At 74.3% G+C, this 17,388-nt stretch carries 16 protein-coding genes and 2 pseudogenes; 7 read left to right on the top strand and 11 right to left on the bottom strand.

Annotated elements, in window-relative coordinates:
- Positions 1-49 precede the first annotated feature (49 nt).
- The 3 genes and pseudogenes from ACI791_RS16270 to ACI791_RS16260 all read right to left on the bottom strand — a co-directional run.
- Positions 50-1,129 (bottom strand): alkene reductase, encoded by a 1,080-nt coding sequence (locus ACI791_RS16270; RefSeq protein ID WP_456586980.1) that lies wholly within the window; start codon positions 1,127-1,129, stop codon positions 50-52.
- A 144-nt stretch (positions 1,130-1,273) separates the two neighbouring features.
- Positions 1,274-2,152, bottom strand: a complete 879-nt coding sequence (locus ACI791_RS16265) for an ABC transporter ATP-binding protein (RefSeq protein ID WP_456586979.1) — start codon at positions 2,150-2,152, stop codon at positions 1,274-1,276.
- A 76-nt stretch (positions 2,153-2,228) separates the two neighbouring features.
- A pseudogene (locus ACI791_RS16260) lies at positions 2,229-3,116 on the bottom strand (ABC transporter transmembrane domain-containing protein); the annotation flags it as partial.
- A 91-nt stretch (positions 3,117-3,207) separates the two neighbouring features.
- Between ACI791_RS16260 and ACI791_RS16255 the strand changes: the two are divergent.
- Entirely contained in the window at positions 3,208-3,624 is a 417-nt protein-coding gene (locus ACI791_RS16255; RefSeq protein ID WP_456586978.1) for a MarR family winged helix-turn-helix transcriptional regulator, read from the top strand.
- A 49-nt stretch (positions 3,625-3,673) separates the two neighbouring features.
- Positions 3,674-4,237 (top strand): DUF421 domain-containing protein, encoded by a 564-nt coding sequence (locus tag ACI791_RS16250; RefSeq protein WP_347058823.1) that lies wholly within the window; start codon positions 3,674-3,676, stop codon positions 4,235-4,237.
- On the opposite strand, the pseudogene ACI791_RS16245 reads toward ACI791_RS16250, so the two are convergent.
- Positions 4,238-4,804, bottom strand: a pseudogene (locus ACI791_RS16245) (peroxiredoxin family protein); the annotation flags it as partial.
- 288 nt (positions 4,805-5,092) lie between these two features.
- Between ACI791_RS16245 and ACI791_RS16240 the strand changes: the two are divergent.
- Both ACI791_RS16240 and ACI791_RS16235 read left to right on the top strand, forming a co-directional pair.
- Complete coding sequence (locus tag ACI791_RS16240) at positions 5,093-7,195, top strand: hydantoinase/oxoprolinase family protein (protein ID WP_456586977.1); 2,103 nt, start codon at positions 5,093-5,095, stop codon at positions 7,193-7,195.
- Positions 7,192-9,063 (top strand): hydantoinase B/oxoprolinase family protein, encoded by a 1,872-nt coding sequence (locus ACI791_RS16235; protein ID WP_456586976.1) that lies wholly within the window; start codon positions 7,192-7,194, stop codon positions 9,061-9,063. Before ACI791_RS16240 ends, ACI791_RS16235 begins: the two co-directional genes overlap by 4 nt.
- 60 nt (positions 9,064-9,123) lie before the next feature.
- Here the strand turns inward: ACI791_RS16235 and ACI791_RS16230 are convergent, their stop codons facing one another.
- Positions 9,124-9,300 carry a hypothetical protein gene (locus ACI791_RS16230; RefSeq protein WP_456586975.1) on the bottom strand — a complete coding sequence of 59 codons (177 nt, stop codon included), beginning with the start codon at positions 9,298-9,300 and terminating at the stop codon, positions 9,124-9,126.
- Positions 9,301-9,378: 78 nt separating this feature from the next.
- Positions 9,379-9,867, bottom strand: coding sequence for a DnaJ family domain-containing protein (locus tag ACI791_RS16225; RefSeq protein ID WP_456586974.1), 489 nt, complete (start codon positions 9,865-9,867; stop codon positions 9,379-9,381).
- Positions 9,868-9,905: 38 nt separating this feature from the next.
- Between ACI791_RS16225 and ACI791_RS16220 the strand changes: the two genes are divergently transcribed.
- Both ACI791_RS16220 and ACI791_RS16215 read left to right on the top strand, forming a co-directional pair.
- On the top strand, positions 9,906-10,433 hold the full coding sequence (locus tag ACI791_RS16220) for an NUDIX domain-containing protein (RefSeq protein ID WP_456586973.1): 528 nt from the start codon (positions 9,906-9,908) through the stop codon (positions 10,431-10,433).
- A 155-nt stretch (positions 10,434-10,588) separates the two neighbouring features.
- Positions 10,589-11,599, top strand: a complete 1,011-nt coding sequence (locus ACI791_RS16215) for an ATP-dependent DNA ligase (RefSeq protein WP_456586972.1) — start codon at positions 10,589-10,591, stop codon at positions 11,597-11,599.
- Positions 11,600-11,668: 69 nt separating this feature from the next.
- On the opposite strand, the gene ACI791_RS16210 is transcribed toward ACI791_RS16215, so the two are convergent.
- From ACI791_RS16210 to msrA, 5 genes are all read right to left on the bottom strand, one after another.
- Entirely contained in the window at positions 11,669-12,172 is a 504-nt protein-coding gene (locus ACI791_RS16210; RefSeq protein ID WP_456586971.1) for a MarR family winged helix-turn-helix transcriptional regulator, read from the bottom strand.
- Between the two features lie 46 nt (positions 12,173-12,218).
- Positions 12,219-13,211, bottom strand: coding sequence for an anti-sigma factor RsbA family regulatory protein (locus tag ACI791_RS16205; protein ID WP_456586970.1), 993 nt, complete (start codon positions 13,209-13,211; stop codon positions 12,219-12,221).
- Positions 13,212-13,460: 249 nt separating this feature from the next.
- Positions 13,461-14,591, bottom strand: coding sequence for a class I SAM-dependent methyltransferase (locus ACI791_RS16200; RefSeq protein WP_456586969.1), 1,131 nt, complete (start codon positions 14,589-14,591; stop codon positions 13,461-13,463).
- An 8-nt stretch (positions 14,592-14,599) separates the two neighbouring features.
- Positions 14,600-15,517, bottom strand: a complete 918-nt coding sequence (locus ACI791_RS16195) for a haloalkane dehalogenase (protein WP_456586968.1) — start codon at positions 15,515-15,517, stop codon at positions 14,600-14,602.
- Positions 15,518-15,611: 94 nt separating this feature from the next.
- Positions 15,612-16,265 carry a peptide-methionine (S)-S-oxide reductase MsrA gene (msrA, locus tag ACI791_RS16190; protein WP_456586967.1) on the bottom strand — a complete coding sequence of 218 codons (654 nt, stop codon included), beginning with the start codon at positions 16,263-16,265 and terminating at the stop codon, positions 15,612-15,614.
- 89 nt (positions 16,266-16,354) lie between these two features.
- Here msrA and ACI791_RS16185 point away from each other — a divergent pair, with 89 nt between their 5' ends.
- Positions 16,355-17,368, top strand: coding sequence for an NADP-dependent oxidoreductase (locus tag ACI791_RS16185; RefSeq protein ID WP_456586966.1), 1,014 nt, complete (start codon positions 16,355-16,357; stop codon positions 17,366-17,368).
- Positions 17,369-17,388 lie beyond the last annotated feature (20 nt).

Here is a 17,388-nt window from a genome sequence, read left to right as displayed (position 1 = left end):
CGCGCACCCGCCGGAGGAGCCTGGGCCCCGGCGGGTGCAGCGGAGCGGGTCAGCGGGCGGCGGCCAGGAACGGGTAGTCGACGTAGCCCTCGGGCCCGGGCGCGTAGAAGGTCAGCGGGTCGGGCTCGTTCTCGGGGTGCTCGCCCCGCCACCGCTCGACGAGGTCGGGGTTGGCCAGCACGGGGCGCCCGACGGCGACGGCCTCGGCGTGCGACTCGTCGACCAGCGCCACGGCCTCGTCCCGGGTGGTGACGGTGCCGAAGCCGCTGTTCGCGACCAGCGGACCGCCGAACCGGCGGCGCAGCTCCTGCACCAGGTCGCCGGCAGGTTCCACGTGCAACACGCTCAGGTAGGCGAGGCCGAGCGGGCGCAGCCCGTCCACCAGCGCGCCGTAGGTGGCGAGCACGTCCTCGCGGTCGGTCTCCAGGGCGTCCTGGATGTTGTGCTCGGGGGAGATCCGGAGGCCGACGCGGCCGGCCCCGACCGCCTCGGCCACGGCGGTGGCCACCTCGATGACGAAGCGGGCGCGGTTCTCCGGGCTCCCGCCGTAGACGTCGTCGCGCTGGTTGGCGGCCGGCGACAGGAACTCGTGCAGCAGGTAGCCGTTGGCCGAGTGCACCTCGACGCCGTCCACCCCCGCCTCCACGGCCCGCTTCGCGGCGGCGACGAAGTCGGCGATCGTCGCGCGCGCCTCCTCGGTGGTGAGCGCGTGCGGCACCGGGAAGGCCTTCTTCACACCTCCGCCGACGTGCACCTCGCCCCGGATGGCCACCGCGCTCGGTGCGACCACGCGGGTGCCGGTGAGCTCGGGGTGGGAGACCCGCCCGCCGTGCATGAGCTGCAGGACGATCCGGCCGCCGCGGGCGTGGACGGCGTCGGCGACCCTGCGCCAGCCCTCTGCCTGCTCGTCGGTGACGATGCCCGGCTGGCCGGCGAACGCGCGCGACTCGTCGTTCGGGAAGGTGCCCTCGGTGATGATCAGGCCGACGCCGGCCCGCTGCTCGTAGTGCTCGACGACGATGTCGCGGGGGATGCCGGCGCGGCCGGAGCGCATCCGGGTCAGCGGGGCCATGACGACGCGGTTGGCCAGCTCGAGGTCACCGAGCCGCACAGGGGAGAACAGGTCCATGCCGGCCGCAACCACCCGCCGAGCGGCAGGGATTCCGCGGTGCGGCGATCGTCACGCCGTCGCCGTCCGCGGACGAGGTCCTCGACCTCGCGGTACTGCAGCCGGCCCCGCGAGGGTGGCCGGCGGCGTCCTCGGCGGGCCTGGTCAGCCGGCGAGGACGGCGTCCCGCTGCGCGATGCCGGCCAGCCGGGCGTACCGGCCGCCGAGGGCCATGAGCTCCTCGTGCGAGCCCTGCTCGGCGACCCGCCCGGCGTCCAGGACGACGATCCGGTCGGCGTCGCGCACCGTGGAGAGCCGGTGCGCGATCGTGATCGTCGTGCGGCCGCGGCTGGCCTCGTCGAGCGCCGCCTGCACCGCCCGCTCCGTCTCGTTGTCCAGGGCGCTGGTCGCCTCGTCGAGAACGAGCACCCGGGGATCGCGCAGCAGCGTGCGGGCGATGGCCAGCCGCTGCTTCTCCCCGCCGGAGAACCGGTGCCCGCGGGCGCCGACGACCGTCTCGTACCCGTCGGGCAGCGCGGCGATGACCTGGTGCACCTGCGCCCGGCGGGCGGCGTCGACCAGCTCGGCGTCGGTGGCCTCCGGCCGGGCGTGCAGCAGGTTCTCCCGGACGGTGCCGTGCAGCAGGTAGGTGTCCTGCGAGACGACGCCGACGACGCGGGCCAGGTCGGCCAGCGACACGTCGCGCACGTCGACCCCGTCGATGAGCACCCGCCCGGTGGTGGGGTCGTTGAGCCGGGCCACCAGCGAGGCCAGCGTGCTCTTGCCCGAGCCGGTCTCGCCGACCAGCGCGAGCGCGGAGCCGGCGGGGACGGTGACATCGACGTCGGAGAGCGCGGGGCGGGCCCCGTCGGGGTAGCGGAAGCCGACGTGCTCGAACCGCACCTCGCCGCGGACGGCGGTGGCCTCGAGCGGAACCGGATCGGCGGGGTCGGCGATGTCGACGGGCAGGTCGAGGTACTCGAACACCCGGCTGAACAGCGCCATCGAGGCGGTGAGCGAGACGCCGATGTCCAGCAGCTGCATGAGCGGGCGGAAGAGCGCCCTGCAGGGTCGTGAAGGCGACGAGGGTGCCGATGGTCATGCCGCCCGAGGTCGCCGGCAGGCCCGCGGCCAGGTAGATCAGCGCCGGGATGCCCGCGAACACGATGCTCATCGTGGCCATGCGCCAGCGGCCGGCCAGCTGCGAGCGCACCTCGAGGTCGACCAGGAACTCCGAGGTGCCGGCGAACCGCTGCGACTGCGCCGGCCCCGCGCCCAGCGTCTTGCCCAGCAGCACGCCGCTGACGCTCAGGCCCTCCTCGACCTGGGAGTGCAGGTCGGCCAGGTGGCGCTGGCGCTGGGCGGTGATCGCCCGCCGCATGCGGGCGACCCGGCGGGTGAGCCAGACCGCCGGGGGCAGCACCACCAACGAGAGCAGGGACAGCCGCCAGCTCAGCACGGCCATCGCGACCACCGTGCCGATGACCGTGGTGGCGCTCGATGCGAAGGAGGTCGCCGTCGAGGTGACCACCGACTGCATGCTGCCGACGTCGTTCATCAGCCGGGACTGCACCTCACCGCCCTTGGTGCGGGTGAAGAAGCCCAGCGACTGGCGCTGCAGGTGGGTGAAGACCGCCGTCCGCAAACCATGCATGACCCGCTGCCCGACGGTGGTGGACAGCCAGGTCTGCACCACGCCGAGGACCGCCGTGACGACGGTGACGGCGAGCATCCCGCCGACGGCCCACAGCAGCAGGGGAACGTCCTGCTCGGGGATCGCCTCGTCGATGACCAGCCGGATGAGGAACGGGGTGGCCAGCGCGACGGCCGAGGACGCCACGATCAGGGCAACCACCACGGCCAGCTGCCACCGGTAGGGCCGGAAGAGCGTGGCCACCCGGCTCCACCGGACCGGGGAGCGCTCGAGCTGGGCGCGGTCGGCGGGGTCGGGCTTCCGCCCGGCGTTGCCGCCGCCACCACCGGGCCCGCCACCCCGGCCACCGGTCATCATCATCCCGCTGATGTCGCCACCTCCCGCCGTGGGTTGTTGAGGTTACCTCACTGTCCCCCAACCTCAGGACCGTCGTTACCATTCCTCCGTGGCGGATGACGGGGCCGGCGAGCTGGGTGACCTGCTGATGCGGGTGGCCCGCAGCCAGCGCCGCCGCTGGCGGGACGCTCTGGCTCCCTGGGACCTCTCCCCGCACCAGGCGCGGGCGCTGCGGGTGATCTGCGAGCGCGACGGCGTCCGGCTGTCCGACCTCGCCGAGTCCCTGCACATCGCCCCCCGCTCGGCGACCGAGGTGGCCGACGGGCTGCAGGAGCGCGGCCTGGTCGAGCGCACCCCCGATCCGGGCGACCGCCGGGCGGTGCTCCTCCGCCCGACCGCCGAGGGCCGGCGCGTCCGCGACGAGGTCGGGCGCGCACGGGCCGCCGACTCCGCCGAGCTCTTCGGCCGCCTCGGGCCCGAGGAGCAGGACGCGCTCACCCGGATCCTGCGCGCGCTCGCCGACTGAACCTCCGCTGCGCCGACAATGGGCACCCGTTCGCCGTCCGGGGAGGCCGATGATGGATCAGCTGGGGATCGACGCGGGAACGGCCGGGTTCGTCGTCCTGACCACCGTGGCCATGTACCTGCTCCTGGTGCTCTGCGTCCGGCTGGTGGGGCAGCGCAGCCTCGCCACCATGTCGAGCTTCGACCTCGGCTGCGCCATCGCGCTCGGCGCGGTCGTCGGCCGCACGGTGCTGCTGCTCGACCCCACGCTGGCCACCGGCGCCGTCGCCATGGTCACGCTGTTCGCGACCCAGACCGCGCTCGCCCGGCTACGGCAGAGCCGGTGGGCCGACCGGCTGATGAACCGGCCGCCGGTCCTGCTCATGGCCGGGGACACCCCGCTGCGGGAGAACATGCGCGCCGCCCACGTCGCCGAGGACGAGCTGCGCCAGAAGCTGCGGCTGGCCGGGATCCGCAACCTCGCCGAGGTGCGGTGCGTGGTCCTCGAGCGCACCGGGGCGGTGAGCGTGGTGCGCCGGTCGGAGCCGCTGGACCCGTGGCTGTTCTCCGACGTGCCCGGTGCCGAGCACCTCTGCGGGGCGGAGGAGCCCGGCGGGCGGCCGACGTCGTCCTGACTACTGCCGCTCCGGCGGGTGCTCGGCCCGCCAGGCGTCGAAGGCGTCGAGGAACGACACCGCCATCCGGTTCTCGGTGAGCACCTCCGCCTGGTCCCGCTCGTCGTGCATCCGGTCGGCCAGCGCCAGCGTGTTGAACTTGATGGCGCGGAAGTAGGGGATGAACGAGCCCGGCGTGAAGGCACGCTTCGACGGGCGGGGCTCGACGCCGTCGGGCGCCCACGGGGCGGGCTCCCGCAGCGCCGGAAGGCCCAGGCCCTCGAGCGCGGCCAGGAACGGTTCGTCGTCGGTCCGGTCGGTGAAGTCACGGGAGAGCTCGAAGAAGACCTGGGCGCCGTCCGGGGCCACGGCGACGACCACCGGCCGGAAGATCGCGGCGTCCTCGTCCCAGGCGCCCAGCGGCTTGGCCAGCCGCGCACCGTCCGGGTCGCTCGCCCAGCGGAACGGGACGTGCCAGGTGCGGTCGAACGCGAGCTGGACCTCCGTCGGGTCGACCGAGGCGAGGACGACCTCGGTGCCGGCGGCGGCGAGGCGGGGCAGCGACCGGGCCAGGCGGACCGCCTGGGCGCAGCAGTAGGGCTACCAGTCGCCGCGCAGACCGACCAGGAGCAGGGCGGCGCGGTCGTCGGAGCGCAGGGCGAGCAGATCCCGGGTGTCCATCCGCCTACGGTAGGAAGCGCGGGGCGACCGCGCACGGCGGAGCCCCGGGCTGTCGGGACCGCTCGCCACCGTCCGGGTCGAGCGGCCGGCCGCCTTCCGCGGCGGGAGGGGCGGTCCGGGGCGCAGGGCACCGGCGGGCCGGAACCTCGACGCCGGTGCTTCCCGAGCAGGTATCTCAGCGCTAAGCTTTCACCCATGACTGCGCGCCGGGTCCGCATCGGCATCGACACCGGCGGGACGTTCACCGACGTCGTCGCGGTGGACGAGGAGACCGGCGCGACCACCACCACCAAGACGCCGTCCACGCCCGCCGATCCGGCCGAGGGCTTCCTGAACGGGGTCCGGAAGGTCCTGGGCATCATGGGCCTGGACGGGTCCGCCGTCACGGCCGTCAGCCACGGCACGACGGTCGCCACCAACCAGCTGCTCGAGGGCAAGCTGGACCGGATCGGCTTCATCACCACCGAGGGCTACGAGTCGGTGCTGGAGATCGCCCGCCAGTCGGTGCCCGACGGCTACGGCAACAGCTACTTCTGGGTGAAGCCGCCGCGGATCGTCCCGGCCGACCTGGTGCGCACCGTGCGCGGTCGCCTGGACCACACCGGCGCCGAGGTCCGCCCGTTCGACGTGGACGACGCGCGTGCGGCCGCCCGCTTCTTCCGCGACGCCGGCATCACCACCATCGGCGTCTGCTTCCTGCACGCCTACGCGAACGACGCCCACGAGCGGGCGATGCTCGAGCTGATCCGCGCGGAGCACCCTGGCGCCGTGGTGAGCATCAGCTCGCAGGTGCTGCGGGAGTACCGGGAGTACGAGCGCTCGGTGACCACGCTCGTCGACGCCGCGGTCAAGCCCAAGGTCGGCGCCTACGTCACCAACATCCGCACCCGCCTGGACGAGATCGCGCCGGGCGTGCCGTTCTACGTGATGAAGAGCAACGGCGGCGTCCTGTCGGCGACCGAGGTGGTGCACCAGCCGATCACCACGATGCTCTCCGGCCCGGCGGCCGGCGCCCTGGGCGCGGCGCTGATCGCGGGAACCGCCGGGTTCGACCGCGTACTCACCTGCGACGGCGGCGGCACCTCGACCGACGTCACCGTCGTCATCGACGGTGAGCCGGCGCTCACCACCGAGGGCTCGGTCGGTGACTACCCGTCGAAGATCCCGATGATCGACGTCGTCACCGTCGGTGCGGGCGGCGGCTCGATCGCCTGGCTGTCCCCCGAGGGCACCTTGAAGGTGGGGCCGAAGTCGGCCGGCGCGGACCCCGGACCGATCTGCTACCCGTCGGGCGGCGACCAGCCGACGGTCACCGACGCGCACGTCGTCCTCGGCCGCATCCCCCCGCACCTGCTGGGCGGGGAGATCCCGCTGTCGGTGGACGCGGCGCGCGCGGGCCTCGAGCAGCTCGGTGGAAAGCTGGACCTCACGCTGGAGCGCACCGCCACCGGGATCCTGGAGATCTCCGCGTGGAACCAGGCGAACGCGCTGCGCCAGGTGACCGTGGCCAAGGGCCTCGACGTCCGCGATTTCACGCTCACCACCTTCGGCGGTTCGGGCTCGCTGCTGGCCTGCCGGCTGATGGACATCCTCAACCTGCCGCGCACGCTGGTTCCCCCGAACCCGGGCAACGTGAGCGCGTTCGGGCTGCTGACCGTGGACGTCCGCAACGACTACGTGCAGACCGTGGTCAGCAAGCACCTCGACCTGGACCTGGATCGGGTGCGCTCGGTCTACGGCGCGCTGGAGGACCAGGCCCGCGAGGCGCTGGACGGCGAGGGCTTCGGCCGCGACGAGCAGCGCATGCAGCGGACGGCGGACCTGCGCTACGTCGGCCAGGCATTCGAGGTGCGGGTGCCCGTGCCCGACGGCCGACTCGACGCCGAGGGCAGTGACACGGTTGCGCAGGCGTTCCATGCCGCGCACCGCCAGCTCTACGGCTACGACTTCGCCGACGACCCGCGCCAGGCCGTGGAGTGGGTGAACCTCCGGGTCAGCGGGATCGGGCCGATCCGCCGTCCCGACCTCGTCGAGCTGCCCGCGAAGCCGGGGGGCGTGGACCGCGCCGTCACCGGTTCCCGCCCGGTCTTCTTCGACGACTGGGTGGACACCCCGACCTACGACCGGCTCGGCCTCGCCCCCGGCGACGTCGTGCACGGCCCGGCGATCGTCGAGGAGTTCGGCTCGACCGTCCCGGTGCACCCCGGCTTCACCGCCACCGTCGATGCCCACGGGAACCTCATCCTCACGCGAGAGACCACGAGCGACCCGCTGCTCACGAAGGAGACCGGCCGATGAGCCTCACCGACAGCAGCGTCGCCGCCGACCCGGTTCTCGTCGAGATCGTCGCCGGCACGCTCGCGGCGATCGAGAAGGAGGTCGAGACCTCCATCGGGCGGACCTCGCGCTCGCCGATGATCCGCGACGCCCACGACTTCCGGGCCGGCATCCACGACCGGCAGCTGCGCAAGCTCACCGGCCGCTCGTACTCGGCGCTGGTGCACCCGGTGGTGCGCGACTACCCGATCGAGACGATGAACGCCGGGGACGTCTACTTCCACAACGACGTCTACCTGTCCGAGGGGGGCATCGGCCACCTGCCGGACCTCTGCGTCACCGTGCCGGTGTTCGCGCACGTGGACGGCGCGGAGCGCGTGGTCGCCTTCGTGCAGGCGTTCGGCCACCACGACGACATCGGCGGCGCCGTCCCCGGCTCGATGCCGAGCGCGGCCACCAGCGTGTACGAGGAGGGGCTGATGGTCCCCCCGATCAAGCTGTGGGACCGCGGCGTGCCCAACGAGAGCGCGCTGAAGATCATGACCCGCAACTCGCGGATGCCCGACTCGCTGGCCGCCGACCTCGACGCCGAGTGCTCGGCCTGCCTGGCCGGCGCCCGGCGGCTGGGCGAGCTGTTCGACCGGTACGGCGTGACCGCGGTCGAGGCCTGCTTCGACGCGATCCTGGACGGCTCCACCGAGATCTACCGGCGCGAGATCCTGTCGCAGATCCCCGACGGCACCTACGTCTGGGAGGACTACGCCGAGCACGACGGCGTCGAGGAGCCGCAGCTGCACCGCCAGCGGATCACGCTGACCATGGACTCGGCGCGGGAGACCCCGCTGGTCATCGACTTCACCGGCACCGGCCCGCAGGCCAAGGGCCCGATCAACCACTGCGGCGACTACGCCGACGGCAACTTCCTGAAGAAGTGGCTGGCGCCGATCCTGCGCAACCTGGCCGAGAGCCCGGAGCGGATGGCCCAGCTCGACGTCAACGAGGGCGTCGTCCCGCTGATCGAGATGCGCTTCCCCGAGAAGGGCACGCTGCTCACCCCGATCTTCCCGGCGCCGACCAACGCCCGGACGTTCGTCATCCTGCGGCTGCTCGGCGTCCTCGCGGGCGTGCTCGCCAAGGCCACCGGCGGCCGGATGCCCGCCGACCAGGAGACGATCCGCTACACCGGCGTCTACGGCACGGACTTCGACGGGCAGCCCTACCTGATGCGCGAGGTGCTCGGCGGCGGTTCGGGCGGGCGCTACTACGCCGACGGCGAGGACACGATCCACGTCGTCCCCGACTCCCGGAACCTGCCCACCGAGTTCACCGAGGGCCGCTTCCCCCTCCGCGTGGAGCGGCTCGGTCTGGCGACGGACTCCGGCGGCCCTGGGCGCTACCGCGGTGGCTGCGGCTACGAGAAGCACATCCGGGTGCTGCGCGACGCCCACTTCATGTCGATCGCCGACCGCTCGATCCTCGCCTGCTGGGGCGTCAGAGGCGGCAAGGCGGGGCGGCCGTTCCAGATCACCGTCGACCCGGGCGGTCCGGACGAGCACGAGGTGGACGCGCTGGCCGACGCCGAGCCGCTCAAGGCCGGCACCGTCGTCCGGATCCGGACGACGGGCGGCGGCGGCTGGGGCGACCCGCTGGACCGGCCGGTCGAGGAGGTGCTGCGCGACATCGCCTGGCGCAAGGTGTCGGTCCAGGGCGCGCGGGACGACTACGGCGTGGTGGTCCGCGAGGACGGCACCGCCGACGAGGCCGCCACCGAGACGCTGCGCGCGGAGCTGCGGGGCGCCCGCACCGGCGAGGAGCCGTTCTTCGACCGCGGCCCGGGGTACGCCACCCTCTCCGGCGGCGCGGCCTTCAACGAGTTCGACGTCCTGTAGGCCTGCCGCGGACGGTCGGTCTCTGCTTCGCATGGGAAGCGGAGACCGACCGCGCGCCGGCTAGGTGACGGGGTCGGTGCTCCCCGACGCAGGCTTGGCGTCGTCCCCGGTCACGCCCTCGTCCCCCGTCGGGCGGGCCTCGTCGTCGGCGCGCTCGACGTCGTCGGGGACGAGCGGGGTCTGCTCGTCCACGTTCTCGCGGGCCTGGTCGCGGTCGGTGCCGGGCACCTCGGTCATGGGACCTCCTCGGGCTGGGATCCGCGTTCCCTACCCCGTCGGCCGGTGGCAGGCACGCGGCCGACGACCGAGCCGGGCTCAGGTCCGGCGGGGCAGGCGCCGCCACCAGGGCCGCCGCCGCGCCACCTCCGCCACCGGGGGTGCCGGCGGCGGCTCCGGCGGGCGGGCCGCCAGCCATCCCGCCACCAGCGCCTCGACGTCGGCCAGGCCGGGCACCGGCGCCCAGCGGCTGGGCTGGGGTGTGCGCCAGAAGGCCTCCACGCGGGCGTTGTAGTCCTCGGCCAGCGCCCGGACGGCCACCTCGCTGTCCAGCCGCGCCGCGCGTTCGGGCAGCACGTCCCGCTCGCGGCGCAGCGCGAGGCCCGGCGGCAGCATCTCCGCGGTCTCGATGCCCTCGCGGCGAGCCTTGGCGACCGCCCAGTCGTAGGCGGTCATCTCCCGGTGCAGGTCGGCGATCGGCTTGCCCGCGCCGCCGAGGCGGTCGAAGTCACCGCGCTCCCGGGCTCGCGCGATCTGGGTGTCCACCCAGGTCTCGAAGGAGACCCCCGGCGGCTTTCGCTCGGTCATCACCGTCCATGGTCCACGCCTGTGCCAGGCTCGCCACCATGCGGACGACGGGCAGTCGGGAGGTCTACCGCAACCCGTGGATCCGGGTGCGGGAGGACACCGTCGAGCGGGCCGACGGGTCCAGCGGGGTGTACGGCGTCGTGGAGAAGCCGCACTTCGCGCTGGTGCTGCCCGCCGAGCGGAACGGCTTCTGGCTGGTGGAGCAGTTCCGTCACCCGCTCGGCCGGCGCGCCTGGGAGTTCCCGCAGGGCACCTGGTCGCAGGGCGTGGACGGGACCGCGGAGGAGCTCGCCCGGGCGGAGCTCGCCGAGGAGACCGGGTTGCGGGCCGGCACCCTGACCCACCTCGGCCACCTCGACCTGGCACCGGGCCTGTCCACCCAGGAGTTCGACGTCTGGCTGGCCACGGACCTGACGCCCGGCTCCACCGCGCGCGAGGCGACCGAGGCAGACATGGTCTCCGCGTTCGTGCCGGAACGAGAGCTGCGGGCGATGATCCGGGACGGCCGGTTCACCGACGGACCGTCACTGGCCGCCTTCGCGCTGCTCCTCCTCGACCGTGCCTGACCAGGACTTGCCGGCTCGCGCTCCGGCGGGTTGACGCCGCCGCCGGGGCGTGCCGCCCACCGGCGTCACAGCGGAGCGTGGCGACCTGCCACGAAGGAGTGAACCGGCCGCTCACGGGGCTGCGAGCCGGCTCGGCACCCCACAGGCTGGTCGCCGTGCCGCTGTCCGTCCCGGGTCTGCCCGCGCTGCCGCCGGAGCTGGCCGGTCCGGTCGCCGTGGAGCTGGCCAAGCCGGTCCGGGAGATCCCGCACCCGGGAGCCCTGGCCGGCGGTTGCCGCTACGAGCCCAAGTGGGACGGCTACCGGCTGGTGATCGTGCGCGACCGGAGCTCCACCCGGCTGTGGTCGAAGCAGGGACGGGACCTGACCGACCGCTTCCCCGACGTCGCGGCGGCCGCCCTCGCCCAGCTGCCCCCGGGCTCGGTGGTCGACGGCGAGGTCGTCATCTGGAACGGCGACCGGCTGGACTTCGGGCTGCTGCAGCGCCGGATGGTCGCCTCCAGCGGCCGCATCGCCGCGCAGGCCACCGCCACGCCGGCCTCCTACGTCGCCTTCGACCTCCTGGCCGCCGGCGGGGAGGACCTGCGCGGCCGCACCCTCACCCGCCGCCGGGCCGCCCTCGAGCAGCTGGCCGGCCGCTGGGCGCCGCCGCTGCAGCTCTCCCTGATCACCGCCGACCCCGCGCAGGCCCGGCAGTGGTTCGACGACTTCCGGCCCGCCGGCGTCGAGGGCCTGGTGGTGAAGGGCGCGGCCACCCGCTACGCCCCTGGCCGCCGCGAGTGGTTGAAGGTGAAGAGCTGGGAGACCACCGAGGTACTCGCCGGCGGGGTGATCGGCTCCCTGGAGCGGCCAGGCCAGCTGGTCGCCGGCCGCTACCGCGACGGCGAGCTGGTCGTCGTCGGGCGCACCAGCCCGCTGTCGCCCGCGCAGTCGGCGGAGCTGGCGGCGGTGCTGCGCCCGGCGGGCGAGGACCACCCCTGGCCCGAGCGCATCGGCACCGGCCGGTTCGGCGGCGGGCGGCTGTCGGTTCCGCTCACCCGCGTCGAGCCGGCCGCCGTCGTCGAGGTGAGCGCCGACGCCGCTCTGCAGGCCGGGGTGTTCCGCCACCCCCTGCGCTTCGTCCGGGTCCGGCCCGATCTCCGCCCCGAGGACCTCTCCCCGGTCTGAGCAGCTCTGTGCCGAGCCGCTGCCACAGCTCGCCGGCCGCTCGGGAACGTCCCCTTCTGAACCCGGGCCCTACGGCTCCTGCGGCACCCGACCCAGGCCGACCAGGAGACGGCGCAGCAGCGCCGCGAGCTGCTCGCGGTCCTCCGACGGCAGCGCGTCGAGCAGCCGCCGCTCGGTGTCCAGGTGGTCGGGCAGCGCGGCGTCCAGGGCCGCCCGGCCGGCCGTGGTCAGCGTGACGACGACGGCCCGGCCGTCGGCCTCGCTCCGCTCGCGGGTGATCAGGCCCTTCTCCTCGAGCCGGTCCAGCCGCTGGGTGATGGCGCCGGAGGTGACCAGGGCGGTGCGCATCAGCGCGGTGGGCGTGAGCTGGTAGGGCTCCCCCGCCCGGCGCAGCGCGGCCAGCACGTCGAAGGACGGCGCGTCCAGGCCGTGACGGGCGAAGGTGGCCCGCTGCGCCAGGTGCACCTCGCGCTGCAGCTGGGTGATGCGCCCGACGATCCCCATCGGCGAGCAGTCCAGGTCCGGCCGCTCCCGGGCCCACTGCCGCAGGATCTGGTCGACGGCGTCCTCCACGTCGCTCACCGTAGTGGGCCAGCCCACACGGCTCGGGCGGCGCGCGTCAGCGCAGCCGCGTGCTGAGCCGGACGGTGCACCCCACCTGCTCCGGCAGCACGTCGACGTGGTCCCAGAGCTTGCGGGCCAGCCACAGGCCCATGCCACCGTTGGCGAGGTCCACCCCGTGGGCCGGCCGGAAGCCGGCGAAGGGGACGTCGAAGCCGCCGCCGTGGTCGCTGATCGTGCACACCAACCGGTCGGCGGTGGCCCACACCCGGGCGGAGACCGGTCGCGAGCCGTGCCGGAAGGCGTTGGAGGCGATCTCGCTGACCGCGAAGTGCAGGTCGGCGGCCTGGTCGGGGTCGGGGACGCGGCTCTCGACGACCCCCCGCAGCTCGCGGCGGAGCACGGCCAGCGACGGGGAGTCCTCGATCGCGACGTCCGGCGCGGCGTCCTCCACCGGCTCGCGCGGCAGGGGCAGCCGGCGGACGAAGTCGGCCGGCTCCTGGAACCCGGGGCTGGGGACGGCGCGGGGGTGGACCCCGTCCAGCAGCGTGGGGTGCGTGGCGGGCACGCCGGCCAGCACCTCGGCGGGCAGCGCCCGGCGGTCGAAGAGGCACAGCGCCGAGACCGGGCGGGCCGCCAGGAGGAGGTTCATGGCGGCCTCGTAGCGCAGGCCCTCCCGCCAGTTCCGCGGCTCGGGGCCGAAGTCCAGCTGGCCGGCGATGCGCAGCCGGCCGGAACCGCCCGCCTTCGCCCGCCGCATCAGCTCCCACGTCGCCGCGACGGCGTCGGGCACGGCGGTGTCCAGCAGGCGCAGCCGGGCGTCGGACTCGACCGCCCCCGCGCGCTCACCCAGCGCCCCGGAGATCAGCGTCGCGGTGTCCGGCGCGCACGCGAGGACGACGAGGTCGTCGTCGCGCAGCCCCTCGTCCAGGTACGGCAGGGCGCAGGCGAGGAGGTCGTCGTCGGAGCCGACCAGCGCCGCCACGTGGCTGCCGCGCGGACGGGTCCCGGCGACAGCGCCGGCCGCGTCGCCGCCCGCCACCTGAGACATCCCGACCCCTGCACCATCCGGGACCGGAACCGTCCCGGCCAACTGGTTGAGCATTCTCCGACATCATCCGGCACGCGCCGCCGCCGGGGCGCGGCGGAACGAGCTCCGTTCACTCCGAAGGGCGGCCTGCGGCGGAGGCGCCCCGCCGGATGTTCCACGTGGAGCAATGCGCGGGTGGGCCGCAGCACGGGAGGAGCGGCCGGACCGCGGGCCTGTCCCGTTCCCCGATCACCGGCCGCCCCACCCGCCTCACCGGCGGCGGGACACCGTCACCATGAACTTGGGGTCCTGCCCGGCCACGCGCGTCGGCCCCACCACGCGACCGAGCACCGGGCGGTAGCGCAGCGCGGAGTTGTAGACCGTCCAGAGCTCACCTCCGGGCCGGAGCAGCCGCGCCGCGGCCGCGAACAGCCGGTCGGCCGCCGTGGGAACGACCGCGGCGCCGACGTGGAAGGGCGGATTGCAGACGACGAGGTCGACGCTGCGGTCGGGCACCGTCGCCGCGGCGTCGTCCCGGAGGGCTGCCACGCGGTCGGCCACCCCGTTGGCCGCGGCGGTCGCCGCCGCGGAGGCGACCGCCGCCGCGGACTGGTCCACGGCGAGCACCCGCAGCTCCGGCCGGCTCCGCGCCAGGAGGGTGGCCAGCACCCCGGTTCCGCAGCCGAGGTCCAGGGCGGTCCGCGCGTCGGCGGCCATCTCCGGCAGCGAGCGCACCAGCGCCCGGGTACCGATGTCGATCTTCGTGCCGGCGAACGCGGCGCCGTGGGCGCAGACGGTCAACCCCAGGTCGGGGTGCACCTGCTGCCGGGGGAACGACGACGGTCGCGGCCGCGGCCCGCGGGCGACCAGCACCCGCGACTTCTGCCGCGCCAGCGTCGCCTGCACCTCGCCGAACGACGCGCCGAGGACGTCGTTCATCGCGTGCGTCATGTGCTTCACCCGGCCGCCCACCAGGACGGTGACGCCGGGAGCCGCCGAGGCGGCGACCACCTCGGCGATCTCCCGCAGCGCGTCGAGCGCCTTGGGGGCCTTGACCAGCACCACCCGGGCCCCGGCGGCCAGCTCCTCGCCGAGCGGCAGCGAGCGGAAGCTGCCGGCCAGGCCCACCCGCTCGGCGTTGGCGGCCAGCGCCCGCTCCCCCACCAGCAGGTCCTGGCTCACCCGCAGGCCGGTCAGCCCGTGCCGGGCCGCCAGCCCCAGGGCCAGCGCGCCGTAGGAGTCGTCGACGACGGCGACCTCCCCGCCGCCGCAGCCGGCGACGAGGTCGGCCGCGATGTCGAGCAGCAGCCGGTCGGTCGCGTCGACGGCGACCAGGTCGGGGGCCTCGACGTCCGGCTCCCGCCGGAGCGCCCCGAGGACCTCGGCCGGAGAGACGGGCACGTCCGCGTTCAGGGCCGGGGAGTGGCGGCGACGAGGTCGGCGACGACCCGGGCGAGCTCGGGGCCGACGTCCTCCTGGAGGAAGTGCCCTCCCCCGCGCAGCGTCGTGTGTGCCATCCCCCGGGCCCCGGGGACGAGCTTCTGGAACACCCGCTCGCCCCCGCCGGTGATCGGGTCGCCGTCGGAGAAGGCCGTCAGGAAGGGCTTCTCCCAGCGGGTGAGCACCTCCCAGGCGGCTCGGTTGGCCGCGGCCGCCGGATCGCCGGGCGACGTCGGCACCAGCGCGGGGAACTGCCGGGCCCCGGCGGTGTACCGGTCGTCCGGGAAGGGGGCGTCGTAGGCGGCGACCACCTCGGGGGCGAGGCCGGCGACGGTGCCGTTGCCGACGATCCGGCCGATGTGAAACTTCGGGCTCTCCTGGGAGAACCGCTGCCAGGCCAGGAACGCCTCGCTCATCTTCTGGTCACCGGTCGGCAGGCCGGTGTTGGCGGCGACCACGCGGGCGAACCGGTCGGGGTTCTCGGCGACCAGCCGGAGGCCGATCAACCCTCCCCAGTCCTGGCCGACGAACGTGATGTCGCGCAGGTCGAGCTCGTCGAGCAGCGCCTGTCGCATCCACTCCACGTGCCGGGCATAGGTGTAGTCCGCGCGGTCGACCGGCTTGTCCGAGCGGCCGAAGCCGACCAGGTCAGGAACGACGACGCGCAGGCCCGCCGCCGTCAGCACGGGGATCATCCGGCGGTAGAGGAACGACCACGACGGCTCGCCGTGCAGGAGCAGCACCGTCTCGCCGTCCGCGGGGCCCTCGTCGAGGTAGGCGATCCGGAGCCGCCCGCCGTCGCCGTCGTCGACCTCGACGTAGCGGGGCTCGTACGGGAAGTCGGGCAGGCCGGTGAACCGCTCGTCGGGCGTCCGCAGGATCTCCATGAAGCCGCCTTTCCCAGGCCTCGGGCACGCCGAACCCATGCATCCGGTCTCGTCGGCAGAACCGTGTGCACAGCCTCCTGTTCCGGAGGGCGGGTCACACGTTCGGCAGCCCCACGGGGCAGGAGACGCCGGTCGAGTGCACCGGGCAGTAGCCGTTGGGCACCTTGTAGAGGTACTGCTGGTGGTAGTCCTCCGCGTAGAAGAACTCCCCCAGCGGCGCGATCTCGGTGGTGATCTCGCCGTAGCCGGCGGCGGTGAGCCGCTCCTGGTAGGCGTCCCGGGTGGCCAGCGCGGCCTTCTCCTGCTCGGGCGAGGTGTAGTAGATCGCCGAGCGGTACTGGGTGCCGATGTCGTTGCCCTGGCGCATGCCCTGCGTCGGGTCGTGGTCCTCCCAGAACGCCTTGAGCAGCTGCTCGTAGGAGGTCACCGCGGGATCGAAGACGACGAGGACGACCTCGGTGTGCCCGGTGCGCGCCGAGCAGACCTCCTCGTAGGTGGGGTTGGGCGTGTGACCACCCGCGTAGCCGGCCGCCGTCGAGTAGACCCCGGGGAGCTCCCAGAACACCTTCTCCACGCCCCAGAAGCACCCGGCGCCGAACACCGCGGTCTGCATGCCGTCGGGGAACGGCGGCTGGATGCGGTTGCCGTTGATCGCGTGCACCTCGGGCACGTGCGGCAGCGGGTCGGGACGGCCGGGCAGCGCGTCCTCGGCCGAGACCGGCTGCGTCTTGAACCGGGAGAAGAGCATGCCCCGAGCGTAGGCCGGGGCCGCAACCCGACGGCGCGCGACCGGACCGCCGTCTGCGGCGCTGACCTGCACCGGGCAGGATCGCGGTCGTGCCCGTAGCGACGCGTGAATGGCAGCTGGCGGCCCGGCCGCACGGCGAGCCGACCCCCGACGACTTCCGCCTGGTCGAGCTGGAGCGACCCGATCCGGCCGACGGACAGGTCGTCGTCCGGATGCTCGTGATGAGCGTCGACCCGTACATGCGCGGCCGGATGAACGCCGGCAAGTCCTACGCCGCCCGCTGGGAGATCGGCGAGACGATGCGGGGCGGCGCGGTCGGCCGGGTGGTCGCCTCCCGTTCCCCCGACGTCCCGGAGGGCGCCCTCGTCCTCGCCGACGCAGCCTGGCGCGACGTCGCCGTGCTCGACGCCGCGCACGTCCGGGTGCTGCCCGAGCTGCCGGGCATCCCGCCGAGCTACCACCTGGGCGTCCTCGGCATGCCGGGCCTCACCGCCTGGGCAGGCCTGTTCCGGCTCGCCGCCTTCCGGGAGGGCGACGCGGTCTTCGTCTCCGGCGCCGCCGGCGCGGTGGGCAGCCTGGTCGGCCAGTTCGCGCGGCTCCACGGTGCCTCGGCGGTCATCGGCAGCGCGGGCACGCCGGAGAAGGTGCGCTGGCTGACCGGGGAGCTCGGCTTCACCGCGGCCTTCGACTACCACGACGGACCGGTCGCGGAGCAGCTCGCGGCGGCGGCGCCCGGCGGCATCGACGTCCTCTTCGACAATGTGGGCGGTGAGCACCTCGAGGCGGCCATCGGCGCGTTCAACGAGCACGGCCGGGGCGCGCTGTGCGGCGCGATCTCGGGCTACAACGCCACCGAGCCGCCACCCGGGCCGCGCAACATGTTCATGATGGTGACCAAGAAGCTGAGCCTGCGGGGGTTCATCGTCGGCGACCACGCCGATCTGGCCCCGGAGTTCAGCGAGAAGGTGGGCGCGCTGCTCACCTCGGGGCAGCTCGTCGTCCGCGAGACCGTCCGCGAGGGGCTGGACGACGCAGTCGACGCCTTCCTCGACCTCCTCCGCGGCGGGAACACCGGGAAGATGATCGTCAAGCTGGCCGACTGACCCCGCGGTTCCCGGGGACG

The sequence above is a fragment of the Blastococcus sp. SYSU DS0973 genome (genome assembly GCF_054051055.1).
The sequence above is the reverse complement of the archived record's forward strand: the minus strand, read 5'-3'. Positions and strand labels throughout refer to the sequence as shown.

Excerpts from the sequence above, each read along its gene's own strand:
- ACI791_RS16270 (WP_456586980.1), bottom strand. The coding sequence starts at position 1,129 with ATGGACCTGTTCTCCCCTGTGCGGCTCGGTGACCTCGAGCTGGCCAAC.
- ACI791_RS16265 (WP_456586979.1), bottom strand. The coding sequence starts at position 2,152 with ATGCAGCTGCTGGACATCGGCGTCTCGCTCACCGCCTCGATGGCGCTG.
- ACI791_RS16250 (WP_347058823.1), top strand. The coding sequence starts at position 3,674 with ATGATGGATCAGCTGGGGATCGACGCGGGAACGGCCGGGTTCGTCGTC.
- ACI791_RS16240 (WP_456586977.1), top strand. The coding sequence starts at position 5,093 with ATGACTGCGCGCCGGGTCCGCATCGGCATCGACACCGGCGGGACGTTC.
- ACI791_RS16235 (WP_456586976.1), top strand. The coding sequence starts at position 7,192 with ATGAGCCTCACCGACAGCAGCGTCGCCGCCGACCCGGTTCTCGTCGAG.
- ACI791_RS16230 (WP_456586975.1), bottom strand. The coding sequence starts at position 9,300 with ATGACCGAGGTGCCCGGCACCGACCGCGACCAGGCCCGCGAGAACGTG.
- ACI791_RS16225 (WP_456586974.1), bottom strand. The coding sequence starts at position 9,867 with ATGACCGAGCGAAAGCCGCCGGGGGTCTCCTTCGAGACCTGGGTGGAC.
- ACI791_RS16220 (WP_456586973.1), top strand. The coding sequence starts at position 9,906 with ATGCGGACGACGGGCAGTCGGGAGGTCTACCGCAACCCGTGGATCCGG.
- ACI791_RS16205 (WP_456586970.1), bottom strand. The coding sequence starts at position 13,211 with ATGTCTCAGGTGGCGGGCGGCGACGCGGCCGGCGCTGTCGCCGGGACC.
- ACI791_RS16195 (WP_456586968.1), bottom strand. The coding sequence starts at position 15,517 with ATGGAGATCCTGCGGACGCCCGACGAGCGGTTCACCGGCCTGCCCGAC.
- msrA (WP_456586967.1), bottom strand. The coding sequence starts at position 16,265 with ATGCTCTTCTCCCGGTTCAAGACGCAGCCGGTCTCGGCCGAGGACGCG.